General features: G+C 69.2%; 9 protein-coding genes. 7 read left to right on the top strand and 2 right to left on the bottom strand.

All coding sequences use genetic code 11. From position 1 onward, the window contains the following. From VHA82_RS08855 to VHA82_RS08825, 7 genes are all read left to right on the top strand, one after another. Window positions 1-1,062 (top strand): amino acid ABC transporter substrate-binding protein, encoded by a 1,062-nt coding sequence (locus VHA82_RS08855; RefSeq protein ID WP_325542601.1) that lies wholly within the window; start codon window positions 1-3, stop codon window positions 1,060-1,062. 11 nt (window positions 1,063-1,073) lie between these two features. Continuing rightward, a complete protein-coding gene (locus VHA82_RS08850; RefSeq protein ID WP_325542599.1) occupies window positions 1,074-2,048 on the top strand; it encodes an ABC transporter permease subunit in 975 nt (324 codons plus the stop codon). Window positions 2,049-2,155: 107 nt separating this feature from the next. Further along, complete coding sequence (locus VHA82_RS08845; RefSeq protein WP_325542597.1) at window positions 2,156-3,157, top strand: amino acid ABC transporter permease; 1,002 nt, start codon at window positions 2,156-2,158, stop codon at window positions 3,155-3,157. A gap of 6 nt (window positions 3,158-3,163) precedes the next feature. Next, the gene (locus tag VHA82_RS08840) at window positions 3,164-3,901 is read left to right on the top strand and encodes an amino acid ABC transporter ATP-binding protein (protein ID WP_325542594.1); all 738 of its coding nucleotides are present in this window, start codon (window positions 3,164-3,166) and stop codon (window positions 3,899-3,901) included. A 112-nt stretch (window positions 3,902-4,013) separates the two neighbouring features. Further along, window positions 4,014-5,084 (top strand): patatin-like phospholipase family protein, encoded by a 1,071-nt coding sequence (locus VHA82_RS08835; protein ID WP_325542592.1) that lies wholly within the window; start codon window positions 4,014-4,016, stop codon window positions 5,082-5,084. Window position 5,085: 1 nt separating this feature from the next. Continuing rightward, complete coding sequence (locus tag VHA82_RS08830) at window positions 5,086-8,292, top strand: response regulator (RefSeq protein ID WP_325542590.1); 3,207 nt, start codon at window positions 5,086-5,088, stop codon at window positions 8,290-8,292. A 112-nt stretch (window positions 8,293-8,404) separates the two neighbouring features. Next, the gene (locus VHA82_RS08825) at window positions 8,405-10,207 is read left to right on the top strand and encodes a thiamine pyrophosphate-requiring protein (protein ID WP_325542588.1); all 1,803 of its coding nucleotides are present in this window, start codon (window positions 8,405-8,407) and stop codon (window positions 10,205-10,207) included. Window positions 10,208-10,250: 43 nt separating this feature from the next. On the opposite strand, the gene VHA82_RS08820 is transcribed toward VHA82_RS08825, so the two are convergent. Further along, complete coding sequence (locus tag VHA82_RS08820; RefSeq protein ID WP_325542586.1) at window positions 10,251-15,329, bottom strand: Ig-like domain-containing protein; 5,079 nt, start codon at window positions 15,327-15,329, stop codon at window positions 10,251-10,253. 335 nt (window positions 15,330-15,664) lie between these two features. Further along, entirely contained in the window at window positions 15,665-21,457 is a 5,793-nt protein-coding gene (locus tag VHA82_RS08815; RefSeq protein WP_325542584.1) for an Ig-like domain-containing protein, read from the bottom strand. Between the last annotated feature and the right edge of the window lie 88 nt (window positions 21,458-21,545).

Genomic DNA, 21,545 nt, shown 5'->3' with positions numbered 1-21,545 from the left:
ATGCCGCTATCCGTCTTCTTCTCACACCGCATGGTCGCGGCCGTGGCGCTCGCCGCCGCGGGCGCATGCTCGCACGCGCAGGCACCCGCCGCGTCCGGGCCCGCCGCCCAGGCCACGACCTCGCCGACGCTCGCGGCCGTGAAATCGCGCGGAACGCTCAACTGCGGCGTGATCGGCAGCTCGGCCAATTTCTCGCTGCCGGACAGCCAGGGCGTGATGCGCGGCATCGATGCCGACCTGTGCCGCGCCGTGGCGGCGGCGGTGTTCGGGGACGCGAACAAGGTGAAGTTCGTCAACCTCACGCCCGCGCAACGGCTCGTGGCGGTGCAATCGGGCGAGGTGGACGTGTCGTTCTCGCAGATCACATGGACGCTCACGCGCGAGTCGAAGTCCGGCGTGCAGTTCACGGGCACCTACTTCTTCGACACGTACGGCGTGATGGTGCCCAAGTCGCTGAAGGTCGCGACCACCGCGAAGCTGGGCGGCGCCAGCATCTGCATGATCACCGGCCCGGGCGAGACGAATGCCGCCGAATACTTCGGCAAGATCAAGGTGCGCTACAAGCCCGTGCCGTTTTCCGAAGGCGAGCAGATGCGCAAGGCCTTCCTCGCGAAGCGCTGCGACGCGATCTTCCACAGTCTTTCGGCGCTCGCGAGCTTCAAGGGGACGCTCGGCGCGCAGGGCGGCGACTATCTGCTGCTGCCCGAGACGCACGCGCGCGAGCCGCTCGCGGGCGCGGTGCGCAAGGGTGACGACCGCTGGTTCGACATCGTGCGCTACGCGTTCAACGCGATGATCGTGGCCGAGGAGCTGGGCATCAACTCGAAGAACCTGAAGAGCTTCGCCTCTTCGAGCGATCCGGATGTGAAGCGCCTCCTCGGCGCCGAAGGCGAGCTCGGCCCCTCGATGGGCCTCGACAAGGAATGGGCGGCGAACATCGTCGCGCAGGTGGGCAACTACGCCGAAGTGTTCGACCGTGCGTTCGCCGCGAGCGGCATGCCGCGCGCGCAGAACAAGCTGGCGGCGCAGGGCGGGCTGATGTACGGCCTGCCGATGCGCTGAGCGGCTGCGCGATGACGGGTGCGCCGACGACGAAGCGGCCGCGGCGCCACCCGCGCGAGTGGCGCCGGGATTGGGCCGCGATGGCGCGGCAGGCGCTCGCCTTCGCGGTGCTCGCCGGCGTCGTGGTGGTGATGTTCCGCGTCACGAGCGCCAACCTCCATTCGCGCGGCGTCCACACGGGCTTCGACTTTCTCGGCCAGCCCGCGACGACGCCGATCTTCAACTCGCCGCTCGACTTCCGCCCCGGCGTCGACACCTTCGCGCGCGCCTTCGAAGCCGGGGCGCTCAACACGCTCAAGCTCACGGCGGCGTGCATCGTATCGGCCACCGTGACGGGCTTGCTGGTGGGCGTCGGCGCGCTCGCCCGCAATCCGCTCGCGCGGCGTCTCGCGAGCGCCTATGTGGAGCTGATGCGCAATGTTCCGGTGCTGCTGCACGTCGTGTTCTGGTACGGACTGCTCATCGAACTGCCGCCGCCCTCGGAAGGCGCGAACGCGTTCCTCGTCGCGAGCAATCGCGGCCTTTTCCTCCTGCCCACGGTGGACGGTCTCGACGTGCGCTCGGTGCTGTCGGTGTCGCCGGAATTCGCGGCGCTGCTCATCGGCATCTCGCTTTACACCGCGGCGTTCATCGCGGAGATCGTGCGCGCCGCCGCGCTCGCCGTGCCGGCGGGCCAGCTCGAAGCGGCCGAGGCGCTCGGGCTTTCGCGTGCCGCCACGCTCGGGCGCGTGATCGCTCCGCAGGCGCTGCGCATCGGCATTCCGCCGCTCGCGAGCGAATACATCGGCATCTTCAAGAACAGCACGCTCGCGGTGGCGGTGGCGTACCAGGACTTCATGGCGGTGGGCGAAACGATGCTCACCGACACCGGCCAGGCGGTGGAGATCATGGCGATCGTGATGCTGTTCTACGCGGGCGTGAGCCTCGCGGTGAGCGCGGCGATGCATGCCTTCGAACAGCGCCAGCGCGCCTGGAGCCTGGCATGAGGTATGTGGCCGTTCAACGGATCGGGCCCGCGCCCCGGCCCCGCGCGCAACAAAGTCCATGGACGCGGTGCAAGAGCGAATTCTTCCCGACCCCCGGCTCCGGCGCGGTGACCCTCCTGCTGGCGGTGCTCATTGCAGGGCTCGCATGGAAGCTTGCGCGATGGGGCATCGTGGACGCGGTGTTCTCCACGCATGGCCAGGGCCCCGCTGCCTGTCGCGCGACGGGCACCGGCGCCTGCTGGGCCGTGGTCGCGGAGAAGTTCCGCCTGATCGTGTTCGGCATCTATCCGTACGCGCAGCAGTGGCGCCCGGCCGTCGGCATGGTGATCCTGGGTGTCATGTACGTGCTCTCGACGCGGCCCCGGTGGTGGCATCCGCGGCTCGCGGTGGCGTGGCTGCTCGCGCTGGCCGCGTTCGGCGTGCTGATGTGGGGCGGCGTCGCGGGCCTGCCTTTCGTGCCCGACGATCAATGGGGCGGGTTGCCCGTGACCCTGATCCTCGCGACGCTCGGCCTCGCGGCCGGATTTCCGATCGCGATCGTCCTCGCGCTCCTGCGGCACTCGCGCCGGCCCAGCGTGGGCAAGGCGTTCGCGTTGGCGTACGTCGAGCTCGCGCGAAGCGTGCCGCTGCTCGCCGTCCTCTTTCTCGCAAGCGTCATGATCCCGCTTTTCCTGCCGCAGGGCATGGATCTGTCGAAGCTGCTTCGCGTCTTCATCGCGTTCGCGCTCTTCACCGCGGCCTATCTCGCGGAAGTGGTGCGCGGCGGCCTGCAGGCCGTTGCGCGCGGCCAGTACGAGGCGGCCGCCGCGCTCGGGCTCACGGCGCGCGTGACGACGCTGCGCATCGTGCTGCCGCAGGCGCTCACGGCCGTGCTGCCTGCGCTCGTGAACGTCTTCATCGCCTTCTTCAAGGCGACTTCGATCGTGGTCGTGGTCGGCATCTTCGATCTCATGACGGCCGCGAAGCGCGCGGTGGCCGATGCCGAGTGGCAGGGCAACGGCACGGAAATCTATCTCTTCACCGCCGCCGTCTATTTCGTCTTCTGCTTCGCCATGTCGCGCTACAGCGCGCGGCTGCATGCGTCGCTCGATGCGGGGCGGCGCCGCTGATCCCCCATGGGCGAGATCGTGCGCATCGAGCGGCTCAACAAGTGGTACGGCGAGTTCCACGCGCTGCGGGACGTCGACCTCGCGGCCGGGGAGGGCGAGCGCATCGTGATCTGCGGCCCCTCCGGCTCGGGCAAGTCGTCGCTCATCCGCTGCATCAACGGGATCGAGGGCTTCGAGGCCGGGCGCCTCACGGTGTGCGGCGTGCCGCTCACGCCGCGGTCGGGCGACCTCGCGGCCGTGCGCCGCCAGGTCGGCATGGTGTTCCAGCAGTTCAACCTCTTTTCGCACATGACGGCGCTTCAGAATTGCACGCTGGCGCCGGTCTCGACGAAGCGCATGAACGCACGCGAGGCGCACGACACCGCGATGCGGCTGCTCGAGCGCGTGCGAGTGGCCGAACATGCGCACAAGTATCCGGCCGAGCTCTCGGGCGGCCAGCAGCAGCGCGTGGCGATCGCGCGCGCCCTGTGCATGCGGCCGAGCCTCATGCTCTTCGACGAACCCACTTCCGCGCTCGACCCGGAGATGGTGAAGGAGGTGCTCGACACCCTGGTGGCGCTCGCCGAGGAGGGCATGTCGATGGTGTGCGTGACCCACGAGATGGGCTTCGCGCGCCAGGTGGCCGACCGCGTCGTGTTCATGGACGAAGGCCAGGTGCTCGAAGTGGCGCCCCCCGCGGAATTCTTCGATTCGCCCGGGCACGAGCGCACGCGCGCCTTCCTCGGGAACGTGCTGCGGCACTGAAAGCCGCCGGCGCCACCCACATGCGCCACCCATTGGCGGCCCCCTCTGGCTCTTTCCCGCCGATCCTGCAACACTAGCCGCGGACACAACCCCGGGGGAAGGGCGTATGGACATGTCCGCGAGGCGGCCGCGCGCGGCTCGCGCCCGCGCGAAACGCGACGTGCACAACGAGGTGAAGACCGTGAACCTCGCCCTGCAAGGCGGCGGCGCGCACGGCGCGTTCGCCTGGGGCGTGCTCGATCGCATGATCGAGGACGGCCGCATCGCCTTCGAAGGCATCAGCGCCACGAGCGCCGGCGCCATGAACGCGGCGGTGCTCGCATGGGGCTGGACGAAAGGCGGACGCGACGGCGCGCGCCATGCGCTCACCGAATTCTGGCGCGACGTCTCCCACACGGGCATGCAGTACAGCCCGTATCGCGGTCTCTCATGGCTCTCGCAGTTCGGCATGCAAGCCCTGGACAACTCGTTCACGTTCGCGCTGGGCGAGATGTGGACCCGCATGTTCTCGCCCTACGAGCTCAACCCCGCGAACTTCAATCCGCTGCGCTCCATTCTCGACAGGCACGTGGATTTCGCCGCGCTGCGCGCGGGCAGCGCGATCAAGCTCTTCCTCTGCGCCACCAACGTCGAGACCTGCAAGGTGCGCATCTTCGAAGCCGCCGACGTCACTGCCGACGCGGTGCTCGCCTCGGCCTGCCTGCCGTTTCTCTTCCAGGCCGTGGAGATCGAGGGCCAGTACTACTGGGACGGCGGCTACATGGGCAACCCCGCGATCTTCCCGCTCATCTACGACTGCGATGCGCGCGACGTGGTGATCGTGCACCTGAATCCGGTCGTGCGCGAAGGCTGCCCGCGCACGGCGGCGCAGATCATGAACCGCATCAACGAGGTGAGCTTCAACTCCTCGCTCATGCGCGAGATGCGCGCCATCGCCTTCGTCACGTCCCTCATCGAGCGCGGCAAGCTCTCGGACCGCGAGTTCAAGAAGATGCTGATCCACTCGATCCGCTGCGACGAGGAGATGCTGCATCACGGTGTCGCGAGCAAGTTCAACCCCGACTGGGGCTTCCTTTGCCACCTGCGCGACAAGGGGCGCGAGTACGCCGAGGCGTGGCTGGCCGCGCACTTCGAGCGCATCGGCCGGGAGTCGAGCGTGGACGTGCGCTCGGAGTTTCTCTGACATGCCGGCAAGGCCGCTCGGCGCGTTGCTGCTTGTCGTGTTCGCCGCGTGGATGGCATCGATGGCCTCTTGCGTGGCGGCCGAGCCTCGGCTCGCGGTGCAGCAGGGCGTCGCGCATCTGGACGCGGCGCCCGCATCGGCCATCGGCCTGGAGGGCGAGTGGGGATTCGCGTGGCAGCGCTTCGTCGATCCGCATGCGGCAGTCGGCCCCGGCGCCTTCGCCCATGTGCCCGCTTCGTGGCTCGAACTGCCCGGCGCCTCGGGCGAGGGGTACGCCAGCTATACGCTGCGCATCGACTGCCCTCGCGGCGCCGAACTCGCGCTGGCGGTGCCCGCGCAACGCTCCGCGATGCGGCTTTACGTGAATGGCGCTCTCGCGGCGAGCCAGGGCGAGCCCGGTACGTCGGCGGCGTCCACGACGGCCGCGATCGGCCCGCGTGCCATGCTCACGCGGCCCTTCGCCTGCCCGCTGAACGTGGTCGCGCACGTTGCCAACTTCAGCCATCGCGCGGGCGGCCTCGTGCGCGCGCCGGCCGTGGGGCCGTACGACGTGCTGCTCGCGGGCATTCGCGAGAAGCTCTTCATCAACACGGCGGTGCTGGGCGCCTATTTCGTGCTGGGACTTCTGCCGGTCATCTTCTGGTTCGCGCGGCGCAAGGACGTGACGCCGCTTTTCTTCGGCGTGTTCTGCCTCGCGGTGGCGACCTACGCGGACATGACGGGCGAGCGCGCGCTGCTGCTCATGGGCGGCGCGGAAACCGGCTGGGAGACGTACCTGCGCATCGAATACGTGTCGTGGTTCGCGTCGATGGGAAGCTTCCTGCTGCTGCTCAGGCAGCTCTTCTCGCGCGAGATGCCGCCGCTGCCGATGAAGGTGCTGATGTCCGCGTGCGTGGCCGGCCTGCTCGCGGTGCTCGTGACGCCGGCACGCACCTACAGCCACCTCGCGACCTCGGGGCAGGTGCTCACGCTCGCGATCGTGGTGCTCGTCACCTGGGTGGTCGTGCAGGCCGTGCGGCGCGGCCGAAGCGGCGCGCGCGTGCTGCTGGGCGCCATGGGCTTCATGCTGGCGCTGGTCGGCGTCGATGCGCTCGAATACAACCTCGGCACCTCGATGCGCAGCATCACGCCGTTCGGGCTGCTCGCGTTCGTTGCCGCGCCCGCGCTCGTGCTCGCGCGGCGCCTCGCGCGCGCGCTCAACGCCGAGGAACTGCGCGTGCTGGAGCAGCGCGTGAAGGGCGACCTGCTCGTACGCACCACCAAGGCGGGCATCTACGACTGGGACACCACCACCAACGTCACGTCGTATTCCGAACGGCTGAAGGAGATCCTGGGGCACCCGCCCGACGCCGATACGGCGAAATGGCCGCTCTTCTACGAATTCATCCACCCCGACGACCGCGAGCTCGTGCGCGGGCGGTTCCTGCAGCAGGTGCGCGAATGCAGCGTCGCAAGCGGCGAGATGCGCCACGTGCCTTTCGAATACCGGCTCGTGCGCGCGGACGGCCAGGTGGTGTGGGTGAGGGCGGAAGCGATCAGTCTCACCGGCAGCGACTGCCGCACGCTGCGCTACATCTGCTCGTTCATCGACATCACCGAGGCGCGCCGCCTGCAGGAGCGGCTCGCGGCCTCGCGCGACGAAGTCGCGCTGCAGGCGCGGCAGCTCCTTGCGCAGAACACGGCGCTGGAGGAGAACGCGCGGCTGCGCGAGGACGTGGAGCGCATGTCGCGCCACGACCTGAAGACGCCGCTCAACAGCATCATCGGCGCCACGCGGCTATTGCAGGGCGACGCCGCGCTCGGCGCCGAACAGCGCGAACTGCTCGGCATCACCGAGCGCGCCGGCTACCGGATGCTCGAACTCGTGAACCTGTCGCTCGGTCTTTTCAAGATGGAGACGGCAAGCTACGACTTCCGGCCGCAGGCGGTGAACATGCAGGAAGTGCTCCGGCGTGTGCTGCAGGACATGCGCAGCCACGCGGAATCCAACGGCGTGCAGCTGCGCCTTCTCGCCGACACGCGTTCTCCCGTGTACGCGCGGGCGGAGGAGCCGCTTTGCTATTCGCTTGCCGCGAACCTCGTGAAGAACGCCGTCGAAGCGACACCGAGCGGCGGCATCGTGACGCTCACGCTCGAGGCCGGCCAGCCGCTTCGGCTGCTCGTGCACAACCCCGGCCGCGTGCCGCCGTCGGTGGCCGCACGCTTCTTCCAGAAGTACGTCACCGCCGGCAAGAGCGGGGGCACCGGGCTCGGCACCTATTCGGCGCGGCTCATGGCGCGCGCGCAGGAGGGCGAGCTCGAAATGAGCACCGGCGACGAAGGAACGACGCTCACGCTCACGCTCAAGTCCGTCGCGGCCGATGCGCTGCCTCGCGATGCGACGCCTGCCGAGCGCGAAGCCGCGGCGCAGCCCGCCGCGGCGTTCGCGGCCGATCACGTCCTGCTGGTGGACGACGACGAGTACACGCGCCTCATCCTCAGGCGCTACCTGCCGAGCCCGCCGCTTTCCATCGACACGGCCGTGAACGGGCAGGCGGCGCTCGAGGCGTTCGAGCGCAGGCGTCCGGGCTTCATCGTGATCGACATGGAGATGCCGCTCATGAACGGGCTGGAGGCGATCGCGGAAATCCGGCGGCGCGAGCGCGATGGGCCTGCGAAGCGATGCCGCATCGTGATGATCTCGTCGAACGACGACCCGGGCTCGATCGCCCGCGCGATGCAGGCCGGCGCCGATCGTTACCTCACGAAGCCCGTCACTCGCGAAGCACTGCTCGCGACGTTGCTCGAACTGCAGGCGGGCAGCGCGGCGCAGGCGCCACCGGGCGCGCGCGCTGACACCGCCGACACATCGACATCACCCGCGCCCATCCGCACGAGAGCGCCTGCCCATTCGGCATCGGACCCCGTGGATGTCGACCCCGATCTCGGCCCGCAGGTGCCGGCCTTCCTCGCCTCGCGGCGCGAACTCGCGGACGCGATGGTCCAAGCCCTTGCCGGGGGCGACCGAGAACGCTTGCGCAGCCTCGCGCACCGCGCGGCCGGCGGGCTCGCGCTCTACGGTTTCCACTGGGCCGCATGGCAGAGCCGCGAGATCGAAACCGGCGCGCTGTCGGGCGAGGCCGAGGGCCTGCAGCGCGGCATCGACGCGCTGGCCCGGCACCTGCGCGACGTGCGGGTGCGCGCGGCAGAGCCGGACCCCGGCGGCTGAGCCCCGCGCGCTGCGGCGCAAGGCCGAACCCGCGCTCCTCCTACAAATCGCCGGGCAACGCGCGCGGCACAGTGGTGCTTTTCGATAGCCCACTCGACAAAGGAGCGTCACGATGGCCACGACCACCGTCGCCGACCAGGTGCTCGCGCGTCTTCACGCGTGGGGCGTGCATCGCGTGTTCGGGTATCCCGGCGACGGGATCAACGCTTTCCTCGGCGCGTTCGACCGCATGCAGGAGCGAATCGAGTTCGTGCAGGCGCGGCACGAGGAGCTCGCGGCTTTCATGGCGTGCGCGCACGCGAAGTTCACGGGCGAGGTGGGCGTGTGCGTCGCGACGTCGGGGCCGGGCGCGATCCATCTGCTGAACGGCCTGTACGACGCGAAGGCCGATCATCAGCCGGTGGTCGCGATCGTCGGCCAGAGCGCGCGCAGCGCGATCGGCGGCGACTACCAGCAGGAAGTCGACCTGCACAATCTCTTCAAGGACGTCGCGCACGAGTATGTGCACACCGCGATGGACCCGGCGCAGGTGCGGCACCTGGTCGACCGCGCCGTGCGCATCGCGCGCATGCAGCGCACCGTCACGTGTCTCATCTTTCCGCACGATCTGCAGGAGCTGCCCGCCGTCGAGACGCCGCCGCGCGCGCACGACACGGTGCATTCGGGCATCGGCCGCTCGGCTTTCGCGATGGTGCCGCCGCAAGGCGACCTGCAGGCGGCGGCCGATCTCCTGAACGGCGCAAGCCGCGTCGCGATTCTCGCGGGCGCCGGCGCGCTGCATGCATCGCGCGAGTTGCGAGACACCGCCGAGCTCCTCGGCGCGGGCATCGCGAAGGCGTTGCTCGGCAAGGCCGCGGTGCCGGACGACGTGCCGTACGTGACCGGCAGCATCGGCCTGCTCGGAACGTATCCGAGCTGGTACATGATGAACGAGTGCGACGCGCTGCTGATGGTGGGCACGTCGTTCCCGTATTCCGAATACCTGCCGCCCGAGGGCAAGGCGCGTGCGGTGCAGATCGACGTCGACGGCCGGCTGCTCGGCCTGCGCTACCCGACCGACATCAATCTGGTGGGCGACAGCCGCGCCACGCTCGAAGCGCTGAAGCCGCTCCTCGCGCGAAAGACCGACCGCGCGTGGCAGGAAGACCTGCAGGGCAAGATCGCCGAGTGGTGGCAGGTGCTGCAAGCGCGCGCGATGAACGAGGCGAACCCCATCAATCCGCAGCGGTTCTTCCGCGAGCTGTCGCCGCGGCTGCCCGAGCGCTGCATCGTGGCGTGCGACTCCGGCACGTCGGCCGCGTGGTATGCGCGCGACCTGAAGTTTCGCGAAGGCATGATGGGGTCGGTCTCCGGCGGGCTCGCCTCGATGGGTTGCGCCGTGCCCTATGCGCTCGCCGCGAAGCTCGCGCATCCCGAGCGCGCGGTCGTCGCGCTCGCCGGCGACGGCGCGATGCAGATGAACGGGATCAACGGCCTCATCACGGTTGCCGAGCGCTGGCGCGACTGGAGCGACCCGCGGCTTGTCGTCGTCGTCCTCAACAACGGCGACCTGAACATGGTGACTTTCGAGCAGCGCGCGCTGGGCGGCGAGCGCCGCTTCGACGCATCGCAGCTGCTGCCGCGCTTTCCCTACGCGGACTACGCGGTGTCGCTGGGCCTGGGCGGCATCCGGATCGACGAGCCCGGCGGCATCGTGTCCGCGATCGACGAGGCGTTCGCGGCGAAGCGGCCGACGCTGCTCGAAGTGGTGTGCGATCCGGACGTGCCCGCCGTTCCGCCGCACGTCACGGCGAAGCAGGCACGTTCATACTTCAAGGCCTTGATGCACGGCGACCCCGAAGCGCGCGACGTGATGGTCGCGACCGCGAAGGAGTGGTGGGCGGCGCACGGCGGCAAGAAGAAGGCCGCACGGTGAGCGCGGGCGCAACGCCCGCGCATCCTTCGCCCGCGCCCCCGCGTCAGAGGGTGATGTTGGCCGTCGTGAGTGCGTTCACCCCTGTGAGGAGCACCGCGAACTCGGCGTCGGTGTCGGCATCGGTGCTGCCGAGCAGCATGTGCGTGCCCGGGTCGAAGCGCAACTGCGCCGTCGCATCGCTCGAACTGAACGCCGCCGTCCCGATGAAGGTGAACTTCTGGTCGCCCGCGACGAGCGGATTCGGGTCGATGGCCTGCAGGTTCAGCTTGTCGCCTTCCGTCGCCTTGAAGTCGGTGATGGTGTCGTTGCCGCCCCACGGCGACTGGTTCACGGCGCTCCAGATGAAGGTGTCCGCCCCGGTGCCGCCGGTCATCGTGTCGGCGCCCAGACCCCCGGTCAACTGGTTGGCCGCGGTGTTGCCCGTGAGCTGGTTCGGGTCGCCGTTGCCGACGCCGTTGATCGCGGCCGTGCCCACGAGCACGAGGTTCTCGACGTTCACGGGCAGCGTATACGTGACGAGCGAGTCGATCGTGTCGGTGCCCGCGGAGGCGCCTTCCTGGACCTGGTCGAGCGCGGAGTTGACGATGTAGGTGTCGTTCCCTCCGGCGCCGGCCATGGTGTCGGAGCCCGCGGCGCCGTCGATGAAGTCGTTGCCCGCGCCGCCCGTGATGCTGTCGTTGTTGGCGGTGCCCACCGTCGCGACGATCACGCTCAAGGCACTCGAAGACGGGCTCGCGTTGCTCGCGGCGTCGCTCGAACTCGCGGTGATCGAATGCGCGCCCAGCGACAGGCTCGAACTCGTGATCGTCCAGTGGCCGCCCGTGGCGACGCCTGTCCCGATCAGGGTCACCCCGTCGTAGAGGTTCACGGTCGCGCCGGTTTCGGCCGTGCCCGTGAACGTGGGCGTCGTGACGCCGGTGATGTTGTCCGTGCTGGAACTACCCGTGTCCGTCGCGGCGGTCATGTCCGGCGTGCTCGGCGCGAGCGGGGCTTTCGTGTCGATCACGATGTTCTTGTTGACGCCCAGCGAGTGCGCGGCGGTGAGCGCGGGCAGCGTGAGCACCGCGTCGGCGCCGCCCGCCTGGATCGTGCCAGTCAACGCCGCCGTGGTGGTGTAGTTGAGGTCCGCGCTCGTGTCGCCCGCCTGCACGATGTACTTGAAGGTGAGCGTGTCCGTGCCGTCGCCGCTGATGTAGGAGGCCGTTCGATCCGTGGTCCCGGTCTCCAGCGTGAGCGTGGGCGTGCCGGTGACGTCGACCGAGCCGCTGAACTTCACCTGGACGAAGATGTTCGTGCCCGCGCCGTAGGCGCCGTTGGAGTTCGACGAGGTCACGTCGAGCACCGACGGAACGATCGTCACGCCGAGCGTCGTCGCGGAAGCGGCGGTGTTGCCGGCGTTGTCCGTCGTGCTCGCGCTCATCGTGTGCGCGCCCGAGGAGAGCGTCGTGCTCTTGATCGACCAGGCGCCCGTGCTCGCATTCGCGGTGGCGGTACCCACCGCCGTCGCGCCGTCGTAGAGTGTGACCGCCGCTCCCGGCGCGGCCGTGCCCGTGAAGGTCGGCGTCGTGATGCTCGTCACGTTGTCGCTGCTCGATGCGCCGTTGTCGCTCGCGGTCGCGAGGTCGGGGGCGCTCGGCGCGGCGGGCGCGGTCGTATCGATCGTGACGGTGAGGCCCGTCGATGCGCCGCTCGTGTTGCCTGCCGCGTCCGTGGCCTTGGCGGTGAGCGTGTGCGCGCCTTCGGACAGCGTCGAGGAGGTCGTGATGGACCAGTGGCCGAGCGCGTCGGCCGATCCGGTGCCGACACTGGTGACGCCCTCGTAGAGCGTGACGGTGGCATTCGCTTCGGCCGTGCCCGTGAAGGTCGGCGTCGTCACGTTCGTGAGGTTGTCGGTGCTCGACTTGCCGTGATCGTCCGCCGCGATGAGGTCGGGCGCGCCCGGGCTTCCCGGCGTCGAGGAGTCGATCGTGACCGCGAGGCCGGTGGAGAGCGAGCTCACGTTGCCCGCCGCATCGACGGCCTTGGCGGTGAGCGTGTGCGTGCCGTTGGAAAGGGTCTTGGTCGTGATGCTCCACGCGCCGCCCGTGGCAACGGCGCTGCCCATCGCGATCGAGCCCTCGTAGAGCGTCACGGTCGCGCCCGCCTCGGCAAAGCCCGTGATGGTGGGCGTCGTGTCGTTTGTGATGTTGTCCGACAGCGTGCCGGAATCGCTCGTGCTGTCGAGCGTGAGCGAATCGGGCGACAGCGGCGCGGTCGCATCGATCGTGACCGTGAGCCCGGAAGAGGCCGTGCCCGTGTTGCCCGCGACGTCCGTGGCTTTCGCGGTGAGCGTGTGGGACATTTCGCTGAGGCTCGACGACGTGATCGTCCACGTGCCGCGGGCGGCGAGCGCGGTGCCGAGGACGGTCGTGCCGTCCGTGTCGTAGAGCGTCACCGTCGAGCCGGTTTCGGCCGTTCCGGTGAAGGTCGGGGTCAGGTTTTTGGTCGTGTTGTCCGAGTTGGACGAGCCGCTGTCGGTGGCCGCCGTCATGTCCGGCGTCGTCGGCGCGGCCGGGTTCGTGAGGTCGATCGTCACGGCGAGCCCGGCGGTCGTGGTCACGTTGCCCGCGGTGTCCGTCACGGTCGTGTGGAAGGAGTGCGAGCCCGCGGTGAGCGACGGGTCCGTCATGATGGTCCACGCGCCGCCCGCGGCCACGAAGGGGCTGCCGGTGGGCGTCGCACCGTCGTAGAGCTGCACCGTCGCGCCGGTTTCGGCCGTGCCCGAGAAGCTCAGCTGGTCGAGGTTCGTGATGTTGTCACTGCTCGAGGAGCCCGTATCGGAAGCCGTGTCCAGGTCCGGCGAGCCGCCCGCCGGCGCGATCGTATCGATCGTGACGGTGAGGCCCGTGGAGTCGGTGCTCGTATTGCCTGCGGCGTCGGTGGCCGTGGCGGTCAATGTGTGGCCGCCGTCGGTGAGCGTGGTGCTCGTGATCGCCCAGTCGCCCGTCGTGCCGTCCGCCGTGACGGTGCCCACCACCGTCACGCCGTCGTAGAGCGTGACCTTGGAATCGGGCTCGGCGTGGCCCGTGATCGTCGGGGTCGAGTCGTTCGTGATGTCGTCGCCCGAAGCGCCGGAGTCGCTGCCGCTGTCGAGCGCGAGCGTGTCGGGCGCGTTGGGCGCGTCGGTGTCGACGACGATCGCATTGTTGTCGCCGAGCGATCCTGCTGCGCCGGGGGAAGCGAGCGTGAGGTCGGCGTCGTTGCCGGCCGCGTCCTGGATCGTGCCGCCGTTCAGCGCGAGGTCCGTCGTCGCGGTGTAGTCGAGGTCGGCGCTCGCGTCGCCCGAGCCGATCGTGTATTCGAAGGTGAGCGTGTCGCTGCCCGAGCCGCTCACGTACATGGCCGTGGCGCTCGCGTCGCTGTTGAGCGCAAGGGTCGGCGTGCCGCCGGACACGTTCACCGCTTCGCTGAAGACGACCTGGATCTCGATCGTGTCGCCCGCCTTGTAGCTGCCGTCGGGCGTCGCGGCGATCACGTTGGTCACGGTGGGAACGGTCGTGTCGATCACGATGTCCTGGTTGGCGCCGAGCGAGCCCGCGGCGCCGGGGCTGGCAAGCGTGAGGTCCGCGTCGTTGCCGGCCGCGTCCTTGATGGAGCCGCCCGCGAGCGTGAGCGCGGCGGTGTCCGTGTACTCGAGGTCGCTGCTTGTCTCGCCGCCGGACACCATGTACTGGAACGTGATCGTGTTCGTGCCGGTGCCGTTCAGATAGGTGGCGGTACCGCCGCTGTCCAGCGCGAGTTCGGGTGTTCCCGTCACGGCGACCGCCTCGCTGAACGTCACCTGGATCAGGACCGTGTCGCCCGCCATGTAGCTGCCGTCGCCCGAGCTCGAGTCGACGTTGCTCACCGAAGGTGCCGTCGTGTCCACCACGATGTCCTGGTTCCATCCGAGGGAGCCGGAAGTCCCCGGTGTCGCGAGCGTGAGCGTCGCGGCATTGCCCGCCGCGTCCTTGATCGTGCCGCCGTTCAGCGCGAGCGCCGCGGCGCTCGCATAGTCGAGGTCGGCGGCCGAATCGCCCGGCTGCACCACGTAATCGAACGTGAGCGTATTGGTCCCGGTGCCGGCGGCATAGTTCGCGTAGCGGTCGAGCGTGCCGGTTTCGAGCGTGATCTGCGGCAGGCCGGTCACGGTGACCGCCTCGCTGAAGGTCACTTCGACGTGGATCGTGCTGCCCACGCCGTAGCTGCCGTCGGCCGAACTCGACGCCACGTTGCTTACCGTGGGCGCGGTGGTGTCGATCACGATCGCCGCGTTGTCCGCGAGCGAGAAGCCCGAGGGCAGGGTGAGGTCGGCGTCGTTGGTGTCGGTCGCCGTGTCCTTGATCGAGCCGCCGTTCAGCGAGAGCAGCGTCGTGTCGAGGTCGGCGCTCGTGTTGCCCGCCTGGACCAGGTAGGTGAAAGTCAGCGTGTCCGAGCCCGAGCCGCTCACGTAGTTGACGAGGGCGCCGGTGTCCATGGTGAGCTGCGGCGTGCCGACCACGTCGACCGCTTCGCTGAAGGTGATCAGCACGACGATCGAATCGCCCGCCTTGTAGCTGCCGTCGGCGGTGCTCGTATCGACGTTGGTGATGGTGGGCCCGGTGGAGAGCACATGCTCGTAGCGTTCGAGGAGCTCGGGGCTCACCGCCGGCTGCGTCCGGACATCGCCGCTGCGCACCGCGAGCCGCCAGTCGCCACCCAGTTTCGACGAACCGGTGGGGCCGTCCGAGGCGGCCACATCCGCGCCGGTGACCGCGGCGAAGCGTTCCACGAAGCCGCGTCCGTCGCCCGCGCCCACGTGGCAGCCGTACAGCAGGATGTCGCCGCCGGGTGCGAGACTGCGCCCGATCGACTCGAGTTCCGCCCGGTAGGCGTCCAGGCCGCCGTCATCGAGCGTCACCGCGCCGAGACGCACGGCGCCCTCGTTGCCGTGGGTGACGAGGTGGATGCCCTCCAGTCCGGAGCGCTCCGCGAGCACCGAGGCGACCTTCGCCACGCCGTTCGCCGCGGCATCGAGCACGTGGACTTCGCGCCCCTCGCCCATGATGCGCTCGAGCAGAGCGACGTCGGCGACGTCGCTTTCGATGAAGACGATCTCTCTCATGGGTGCTCCTCGGTAGGTTCGTGTTGAAGCGATGCGTGCGGGCCGCCGCTCACCCGCGCGGAGTGAGATCGACCGGAGTGGCTGGCATGACTCGATAGGCCCGTGACGGGACGCACGTGCGGGGGACAACGCGCGCGGCGCGGAGATGGCCCGCCTGCTGGCGGACACCGAATGGCGTTCTGGCACGACCCCTCCTTATTCACCCCGCCGCTGGCGAGGTGTCCCTCAGGGAGGACCAGTCTAGCCCAATGTTTCGGGCAGTTGCAAGACACACGCGCAGTTGCATCGCGGCCGTGCATCGCCCGCGCAACGGAGCGCGTCGGCGAGGCGCGCGGTCAGAGCAGCAGGCTGGAGGCCGAAAGGGTCGTCACGCCCGTGAGCTGCACCGCGAATTCCGCGGCGGCGTCCGCGTCGGTGCTGCCGAGGAGCATGTGGGTCGCGGGGTCGAAGCGCAATTGCGCCGTGGCGTTCGTCGCGCTGAAGGAGGCGGTGCCGATGAAGGTGAACTTCTGGTCGCCCGCCAACCCGGCGTTGGGGTCGATGCTGCGCAGATCGAGCAGGTCGCGCTGAGCCGGGGTGAAATCCGTGATCACATCGTAGCCCGTGGGCTGCGACTCGCTCGCCGAACTCCACGCGAAGGTGTCGCTGCCGCCCGCGCCCGTCATCGTGTCCGCGCCCGCGCCGCCCGTGATCCTGTTGGCGGCGCTGTTGCCCGTGAGCAGGTTGTCCAGCGCGTTGCCGGTCGCGTTCAGGGCGGCGGTGCCCAGGAGCACCAGGTTCTCGACCTCCGCGGCAAGGGTGCAGCTCACCAAAGCCTCCACGGTATCGGTGCCGCCACTGGCAGGCTCCTGCACGACGTCGAGGGTCGAGTCCACGATGTAGGTGTCGTCGCCCAGGCCGCCCGCCATCGTGTCGGCCCCCTTGCCGCCGTCCAGGATGTCGTTGCCGCCGGTGCCCGACATGTTGTCGTTGCCGGTGCCACCCACGGTGGCGATGGTGACGGCCAGGGCGGGCGACGCGGCGCTCACGTTGCCGGCGGCATCGGTGGCCGTCGCGGTGATGCTGTGAGTGCCCACGGCCAGCGAACTGCTCGTGATGGACCAGGCGCCCGTCGCGGGAACCGCGAAGGAGCCGACGACGGTCGCGCCGTCGTACAGCGTTACCGTCGAGCCGGCTTCGGCCTTGCCGGTGAAGACCGGCGTCGCGACGCCCGTGATGTTGTCGGTGGTCGAACTGCCCGTGTCGGTGAGTGCCGTCATGTCCGGCGCGAGCAGCGTCGCGGGCGCTGCCGTGTCGATCACGATGGCCTTGTTCGTGCCGAGCGAGTGCGCGGCCGTGAGCGCGGCGAGCGTCAGGTTCGCGGCGTCGTGCACCGTGTCGTTGTCCGTGATCGAACCCGTGAGGGCCGTGGTGCTCCAGTAGTTCAGGTCCGCGCTCTTGTCGCCCGGCTGCACCGTGTAGTTGAAGGTGAGCGTGTCGGTGCCCGCGCCGGACGCGTAAGTCGCGAGTTCGTCCGTGGTGCCGGTCTCCAGCTTCAAGGTCGGCGTGCCGCTTGCCACGGTCACCGCTTCGCTGAACTTGACCTGGATGCTGATCACGTCGCCCGCCTTGTAGGCGTGGTTCGGATTCGACGACGTCACATCGAGCACCGTCGCGATCGCGTCGATCGAGATGACCGCGCTCGACGCCGGGCCGACATTGCCCGCGGCGTCGGTGGCAGTCGCGGTGATCGTGTGCGTTCCTTCCGCGAGCGCCGGGCTCGTGAGCGTCCAGGTGCCGCCCGCGGCCGTCGTCGTGCCGAGCACCGTGGCGCCGTCTTTCAGCGTCACCGTCGCGCCGGCTTCGGCCGTGCCCGTGAAGGTCGGCGCCTTCACGCTCGTGACGCCGTCGCCCAGCGTGCCCGTGTCGCTCGCCTTGGTGAGCGCGGGGGTGCTCGGCGCGAGCGGCGCGGTCTGGTCGATCGTGACTTGCAGCGCGAAGGACGCGCCGCTCATGTTGCCCGCCGCATCCGCGGCCTTGGCCGTCATCGTGTGAGTGCCTTCGGTGAGCGAGACACCGGTGAAAGTCCAGGCGCTGCCGGCGGCCGTGACGGTTCCGAGAGGCGTCGCGCCGTCGTACAGCGTCACTTCGCTGCCGGCGGCGACGGTCCCGGTGAAGGTCGCGGTGCCGCTACTCGTGATGTTGTCCGAGCTCGAAGCCCCGGTGTCGCTCGCCGCCGTCAGGTCCGGCATGCTTGGGGCACCGGGCCCCGACGTGTCGACCGTGACCGCGAGCGCCGCGGAGGCGGTGCTCACGTTCCCCGCGGCGTCGGTCGCTTTCGCGGTGAGCGTGTGCTTGCCGTCGCCGAGCGTGGAGGTCGTCACCGACCAGTCTCCGCTGCCGTCCGCGAGCGCGGTGCCCAGCACCGAGCTGCCGTTGTCGTAGAGCGTGACCGTCGCGTTCGCTTCGGACTTGCCCGTGATCGCGAGCGTCTTGAAGTTCGTGACGTTGTCGGTGTTCGAACTGCCCGAGTCGTAGATCGCGCCCAGGTCGAGCGCGGTCGGCGCCGAAGGCGGCGCCCGGTCGACTTCGACCGCCAGCGTGGACGCCGCGCTCACGTTGCCCGCGACGTCGGTGGCCGTCACGGTGAGCGTATGCACGCCGTCGCCGAGCGCCTTGTACGTGGGAATGGCGATCGACCACGCGCCGCCCGCGCTCGCCTGGACCGTGCCCAGCAGGAGCGTGCCGCCGGTGTCGTAGAGCGTCACGGTCGAATTCGGTTCGGCCGTGCCGGTCACGGTCGGCGTGGTCTTCTGCGTGATGTTGTCCGTGTTCGAGCGGCCCGTGTCGAAGCTCGCCGCGATGTCGAGCGCCGCGGGCGCGCCGGGCGCCGTGGTGTCGATCGTGAGCGTGAGCGAGGCGGGAGTGCTCACGTTGTTCACGCTGTCGGTCGCGGTGGTCCACACCGTGTGCGTGCCGGGGGTGAGCGCGATGTTGTCGATCGTCCAGCTGCCGTCGGCGGCGGCGGACGTCGTGCCGAGCACCGTCGTCTTGTCCGCGTCGTACAGCGTGACGGTGGAAAGCGCTTCCGCGCTGCCGATGAAGGTAAGCGTCGTCTGGTTCGTGATGTTGTCGGTGAGCGAGCGGCCGGAGTCGCTGAGCGCATACAGGTCGGGGGCCGTCACCGGCGGCGCGATCGTGTCGATCACGATGTTCTTGTTGAACCCGAGCGAGCCCGACGTGCCGGGCGTGGCGAGCGTGAGCACCGCGGCGTTGCCCGCGCCATCCTTGATCGTGCCGCCGTTCAGGGCGAGCGCGGTCGTGCCGGTGTAGTCGAGGTCGAGGCTCTTGTCCCCCGCCTTCACCACGTAGTCGAAGTCGAGCGAGTTGCCCGAGCTGCCCGTGAACGTGACGACTTCGTCGGTGGTGCCCGTTTCGAGCGTGAGCGTGGGCGTGCCCGTGACGCTCACCGGCTCGCTGAACCATACCTGGACGTGGATGGTGTCGCCGGCCGCGTAGGTCCCGTTGAATTCGCCGGCCGTGACGAACGCCACCGTGGGACCTTGCGTGTCCACGACGATGTCCTTGTTCGCGCCCAGCGAGCCGGGGTTGCCCGGCGTGGCGAGCGTGAGCGTGGCATCGTTGCCCGCGGTGTCCTTGATCGAGCCGCCGTTGAGCGTGAGGGCCGTCGTGTTCGCGTAGTCGAGGTCGGCCGCCTTGTCGCCGGCCTTCACCACGTAGTCGAAAGTGAGCGTGTTCGTGCCCGAGCCGCTCTTGTAGTTGATCACCTCGTCGGTGGTCCCCGTCTCCAGCTTGAGCTGCGGCGTGCCGATCACGGTGACGGCATCGCTGAAGGCGACCTGGATGGAGATCGTGTTGCCGGTGCCGTAGGTGCTGTTCGCGGAACTGGACGTGACGTTGGTCACGGTGGTGGGCGTGATGTCCACCGTCACGCTGCCGGTGGCCATGAGCTCGCCGCCCGAGCCCTGGGCAGCGCCCGTGTTGCCGTCGCTGAAGGTCCAGTCCACCTGCACGGTCGCGGGCGGCGTGGAGGAGGAGTTGGAGTAGCCGATGCTCGAAAGCGCCTCGTCGACCGCGGCCTGCGTGGCGTTGCCGTCGAAGGTGATCGTGAGCGTGCCGCCGGCATTCGTCACGTCGCCGATGTCGTTGCCCGAGAGCAGCACGTCGGCGCCCGAGAACGAGAGGTTGCCGAGCGCGGAGAAGACATCCTCGCTCGCGGCGCCGCCGTCGCGCTCGAGCGTGACGCTCGCGCCGGCGTAGTTGCCGGTCTGCGCGAGATCGGGGTCGTAGACTGCGACCGAACTGTCGAGGGCGACGGGCGCGTGGCCCTTCACGTAGGTGACCGTGCCGCCCAGCGTCGAGGACGACGGCGTGGCGTTGAAAGTGCTGTCCAGCGATCCGTCGGCATCGAGGCGCACGACGCTCGTGTCCCAGTCGGTGCCGTTCCAGCTGCGCCCGGCAAGGACGATCCTGCCGTCCGGCTGCACGGCGAGGCTCACGGCTTCGTCGTCGCCGCTGCCGACGGCGAGCGTCTCCACGCCCGGTGTGGCGCCGGTGGGATTGAAGGTGGTGTCGAGCGAGCCGTCGGCATCGAGCCGCACCACGCAGAAGTCCTCATGGCCGCCGATGGTCACGTGGCCGCCGAGGAGAATCTTGCCGTCCGGCTGCACCGCGACACTCAGCGCCACGTCGTCGGAACTGCCGATCGGCAGGACCTTCGTGCCGGGTGTCGGATCACCGGCGTTGAAGCTCGTGTCGAGCGAGCCGTCGGCGTTGAGCCGGACGATGCTGAAGTCGGTGGTGCTGCCGTTGGAGCTGGTCCCCGCGAGCAGAATCTTGCCGTCCGCCTGCAGCGTGACGCTGTAAGCGTTGTCGTCGAAGCTGCCGACCGCGAGCAGCTCGGTGCCCGGCGTGGGGCCGCCGCTGTTGAAGCTCGCATCCAGCGTGCCGTCCGCATTGAGCCGCACCAGGCTGAAATCCTCGAACGAAGCGCCGTTGGCGCTGTGGCCGGCCAGCAGGATCTTGCCGTCCGCCTGCAGCGTGACGCTGAAGGCCCGGTCGTTGCCGCCGCCGACCGGAACGAGTTCCGTGCCCGGCGTGCTCCCCGCGGAATTGAAGCTCGTATCGAGCGAGCCGTTGGCGTTCAGCCGCACCAGGCTGAAGTCGTGGTTGGCGCCGTTGGAGCTGTAGCCACCCACGAGGATCTTGCCGTCGGGCTGGACCGTGATGCTGCTTGCGAAGTCGTCGTCGCTGCCCACCGACATGAGCTTCACGCCGTTCGAATCGAAGCTCGGATCGAACGAGCCGTCCGCATAGAGCCGCATCACGGCGAAGTCGTAGTCGACGCCGTTCCAGTAGTAGCCGCCCACGAGGATCTTGCCGTCCGGCTGCAGGGCGACCGTGGTGCCGGTGTCTTCCGTGCTGCCGGCCGAGATCGCCTTCGTGCCGGGCAGCGTTCCGCCGGGGTTGAAGCTCGTGTCGAGCGAGCCGTCGGCGTTGAGCCGCACGACGCTGAAGTCCTGGTCGACGCCGCCGTTCTTGCTGCTGCCCGCCAGGAGAAGCTTTCCGTCCGGCTGCACGAGGAGGCTCGCCGCGCCATCGTCGAACCCGTTCAGGACGGACACGAGTTCCTTGCCGGTGCCGTTCGGCACGGCGAAGCTCGGGGCGTCGTTCACGGCGGTCACGCTCAGGCTCGCCACGTCGGGCGTGTCGCCGAAGGCGGTCGTGCCTCCGTTCGCGGTGATGACCGTGTAATCGCCCTCGCTGCCGCTCGTGCCGTCCCAGGCGCGGAAGGAGATGGCCGCGGAGAGATCGCCGTTCAGGTCGGCGAAGGGCAGCAGCCGCACCATCGCGTCCGGTCCGAGCAGAAGCGCGAGTTCGTTCGTGGTGCTGTCAAGAAGGCCCGCGTCGATCGTCCGCCAGGAAATGCCGGCGTCCAGGCTGTACTCCCAGGTGCCGATGCTTGCATCGACCGCGGTGACCGCGATGCCGATCGGGTCGGAGTCGGCATCGGTGAACCGGCCCACGAGCGTGCTGACCACCGTGCCGGTCGGGTTCGATGCATCTTCCGCGATGGAAGTCAGCGCCGGATATGCGCCTCCCACGAAAACCGGTGCGCTGTTGGCCATGTGCCATCCTCCTCGACGTCTGGAGAGCGCGATTATGCCGTGGGGGGATGCATTTGTCCGATGAAGTTACAGCTTCGAGAGCACATCT

It is taken from the genome of Ramlibacter sp. (assembly GCF_035548915.1).
GTDB lineage: Bacteria > Pseudomonadota > Gammaproteobacteria > Burkholderiales > Burkholderiaceae_C > Ramlibacter.
This window is presented reverse-complemented; position numbering and strand designations above follow the sequence as displayed.

Excerpts from the sequence above, each read along its gene's own strand:
- VHA82_RS08825 (WP_325542588.1), top strand. The coding sequence starts at position 8,405 with ATGGCCACGACCACCGTCGCCGACCAGGTGCTCGCGCGTCTTCACGCG.
- VHA82_RS08820 (WP_325542586.1), bottom strand. The coding sequence starts at position 15,329 with ATGAGAGAGATCGTCTTCATCGAAAGCGACGTCGCCGACGTCGCTCTG.
- VHA82_RS08855 (WP_325542601.1), top strand. The coding sequence starts at position 1 with ATGCCGCTATCCGTCTTCTTCTCACACCGCATGGTCGCGGCCGTGGCG.
- VHA82_RS08840 (WP_325542594.1), top strand. The coding sequence starts at position 3,164 with ATGGGCGAGATCGTGCGCATCGAGCGGCTCAACAAGTGGTACGGCGAG.
- VHA82_RS08835 (WP_325542592.1), top strand. The coding sequence starts at position 4,014 with ATGTCCGCGAGGCGGCCGCGCGCGGCTCGCGCCCGCGCGAAACGCGAC.
- VHA82_RS08830 (WP_325542590.1), top strand. The coding sequence starts at position 5,086 with ATGCCGGCAAGGCCGCTCGGCGCGTTGCTGCTTGTCGTGTTCGCCGCG.
- VHA82_RS08815 (WP_325542584.1), bottom strand. The coding sequence starts at position 21,457 with ATGGCCAACAGCGCACCGGTTTTCGTGGGAGGCGCATATCCGGCGCTG.
- VHA82_RS08850 (WP_325542599.1), top strand. The coding sequence starts at position 1,074 with ATGACGGGTGCGCCGACGACGAAGCGGCCGCGGCGCCACCCGCGCGAG.